The sequence below is a fragment of the Streptomyces silaceus genome (genome assembly GCF_001419745.1).
Taxonomy (GTDB): Bacteria; Actinomycetota; Actinomycetes; order Streptomycetales; family Streptomycetaceae; genus Streptomyces; species Streptomyces silaceus.
The window spans coordinates 1-2,468 of the sequence record NZ_LIRJ01000415.1 but is presented as its reverse complement, the minus strand read 5'-3'; the positions used below and the strand labels follow the sequence as shown (position 1 = coordinate 2,468).

The window sequence follows — 2,468 nt, the reverse complement described above, 5'->3', positions numbered from 1 at the left end:
CGCCGCCTGATCATCGAGGTCACCGACGGCGACGACCACCTGCCGCGCCGCCGCCGCGCCGAACCGGCCGACGAGGCGGGCCGGGGCATCGCGATCGTCGCCACGATCGCCTCGAACTGGGGCTCCCGGCGCACGCCGGGCGGCGGCAAGGCGGTCTGGTGCGAGTTCGCGCTCCCCAAGTAGCGGTGCGCCTCCGAAATCAGCGGCGCACCACAAAAAAGTAGGAGCCCCCCTTACGGGGAGCTCCTACTCGTGGGGACGGGGTCTATGCGTTCGCCGACGCGGGCTCGGCGGCGGCCGGACCGCCCTGCGCGATCACCGGGCTCTTGGCCAGCGACGGCTGGTTCTGCACCGGCGTGAGCCGGCGCCCCAGGCGCACCGCGAGCAGCGACATGCCCAGCGAGAACAGAATGAACGTCACGATGTACGGCGCGTGCAGCGCGGCACCCATGGGCCCGCCGACGGCCGGACCGACCGCGAGGGCCAGCTGCTTCACCAGGGCGAAGGCCGAGTTGTACTGACCGACCATGCCGCTCGGCGCCAGGTCCGCGACCAGCGGCGCGACGGTCGGCGACAGCATCGCCTCACCGAGCCCGAAGAGGGCGTACGTCGAGATGAACGCGGCGGTGGCCATCGCCTGGCTGCCGTGCCCGAGGCCCGCGTACCCCGCGAGGATCCAGGCGAACGCCCAGATCAGACCCACGGCGGCGATCACCCGGGACCGCTTGCGGCGCTCGACGAACTTCAGGACGGCGAACTGGGCGATCACGATCATCGCCGTGTTGGCGGCGAGCGCGATGCCGAGCGTCGACGGCGAGATGCCCGCGGCCTCCACGCCGTAGGCGGAGAGCCCCGACTCGAACTGTCCGTAGCAGGCGAAGAAGATCACGAAGCCGAGGACGCAGAGCTGCACCATCGCCTTGTGCCGGAAGAGCGCGCGCATGCCGCCCTGCGGGGCCGAGGCGTCCTTGGGCAGCGCGTCCTGGATGGACGGCGCGTGCGGCAGGCGCACGGTCAGCGTGATCGCCGCGAGCACCAGGAACATCACGGACTCGATGGAGAACAGCAGCGTGAAGCTGCCCGGACGGCTCTCGTCGACGATCTGGCCGCCGATGAGACCACCGATGCCGAGNNCAGGAAGAACTGCATCGCGAACGAGCGCGTACGGCCGGCCGGCGTCGAGCACCAGACGATCATCGTCGCGAGCGCCGGCTGCATGACCGCCGTACCCGCGCCGAGCAGGGCCGCCGAGAGGATCGCCGTCGGCTCGCTGTTCGCGAACCCGAGCGCGATGGCGCCCACGGAGGCGACGACCGCCGCCCCCACGAGCACCGGCAGCGGGCCGCGACGGTCGATGACGCGGCCGGTGATGGGCAGGACGATCAGCGCGGCCATGGCGAAGGCGGCCAGCACGATGCCGGCCGCACTGGACCCAAGATCCCGCACCTGCGCCACGTAGACGTAGAGGAACGGGACCGTGAACCCGATGCCGAACGCGCTCAGCGCGCTGCCTGCCTGAATACGACGCATCGCTGCGCCCATCGCCCTGGTCACTTTCACCTGCCTTAGGAGTTAGACGTGAAGACTTCGAAGCTAAAGTTAGGATCTAAACAATACACACTGAAGGACTTCGATGCCAAGCGGGCCCGTGCCATACTCGGCCCATGGGTGACACCCCCGGCCCGACTGAGCCGACACTTGAAGAGCAGATCGCCGCGTACCAACGGGAGTTCCAGGACCTCGACCCCCAGGTCGAGGAGATCGTCTCGGCCCTCGGCCGCCTGAACCGCCGCATGAACGTCGCCTACGGCCGACAGACGGCGACCCTCGGCATCAGCAACGCCGAGTGGGAGGTCCTCAAGGCCCTCGTCCTGTCCGGAGCCCCGTACCAAATGGGCCCCGGCGAGCTGGCCAAGCGCCTCGGCCTCACCCCCGCCGCCATGACCCACCGCATCGACCGCATGGTCGGAGAGGGTCTGGTCACCCGCGACCGCGACGAGACCAACCGCGTCCGCGTGATCGTGGAGCTCACCGCGGAGGGCCGCGAGAAGTGGCTGGAGGCGATGCGCCTGGCGACCGTCTTCGAGGAGGACCTCCTCCAGGACCTCTCCACGGAGGAGCGCGGTGTCCTCGGCGAGGTGCTGACCCGCCTGCTGCGCCGCGTGGAGCACGCCCAGCCGGACGCCGGCGGGCGCCTCAACGACCTCGACTGAGGGCCGCACGGCGCTCGACCGGGGACCGCACGGCGGGGGTTGACAGCCACCTGCCGGATCCGTAAGGTTCTTCGGGTTGCCACGGGGCCGTAACGGTTCTGCGACAGCACCTCCCGCCGCGGGAAGCGGCAAACCAAACTCTGCACGACCTCCCAACGGAACGAATTTGGCATGCCCGAATTCAATTCCACGACTCGATTATGAGTTGCGGGGAAGAACCGCTAGAGTTTGAGACGTCGGAACGGCCCAACAGCC

The 2,468-nt window shown here is 69.4% G+C and carries 3 protein-coding genes and 1 pseudogene; 2 read left to right on the top strand and 2 right to left on the bottom strand.

Annotation, left to right across the window (positions count from 1 at the left end; genetic code table 11):
- Positions 1–183, top strand: a 183-nt coding sequence (locus AOK22_RS43175; protein WP_244165190.1) for an ATP-binding protein, incomplete at its 5' end; no start/stop codon positions are given.
- An 82-nt stretch (positions 184–265) separates the two neighbouring features.
- On the opposite strand, the pseudogene AOK22_RS31940 reads toward AOK22_RS43175, so the two are convergent.
- Positions 266–1,132: pseudogene (locus AOK22_RS31940) on the bottom strand (MFS transporter); the annotation flags it as partial.
- A 2-nt stretch (positions 1,133–1,134) separates the two neighbouring features.
- The coding region (locus AOK22_RS43170; protein WP_244165189.1) for an MFS transporter at positions 1,135–1,542 on the bottom strand (408 nt) is incomplete at its 3' end.
- Between the two features lie 122 nt (positions 1,543–1,664).
- Between AOK22_RS43170 and AOK22_RS31935 the strand changes: the two genes are divergently transcribed.
- On the top strand, positions 1,665–2,213 hold the full coding sequence (locus tag AOK22_RS31935) for a MarR family winged helix-turn-helix transcriptional regulator (protein ID WP_055702206.1): 549 nt from the start codon (positions 1,665–1,667) through the stop codon (positions 2,211–2,213).
- The last annotated feature ends 255 nt before the right edge of the window (positions 2,214–2,468 follow it).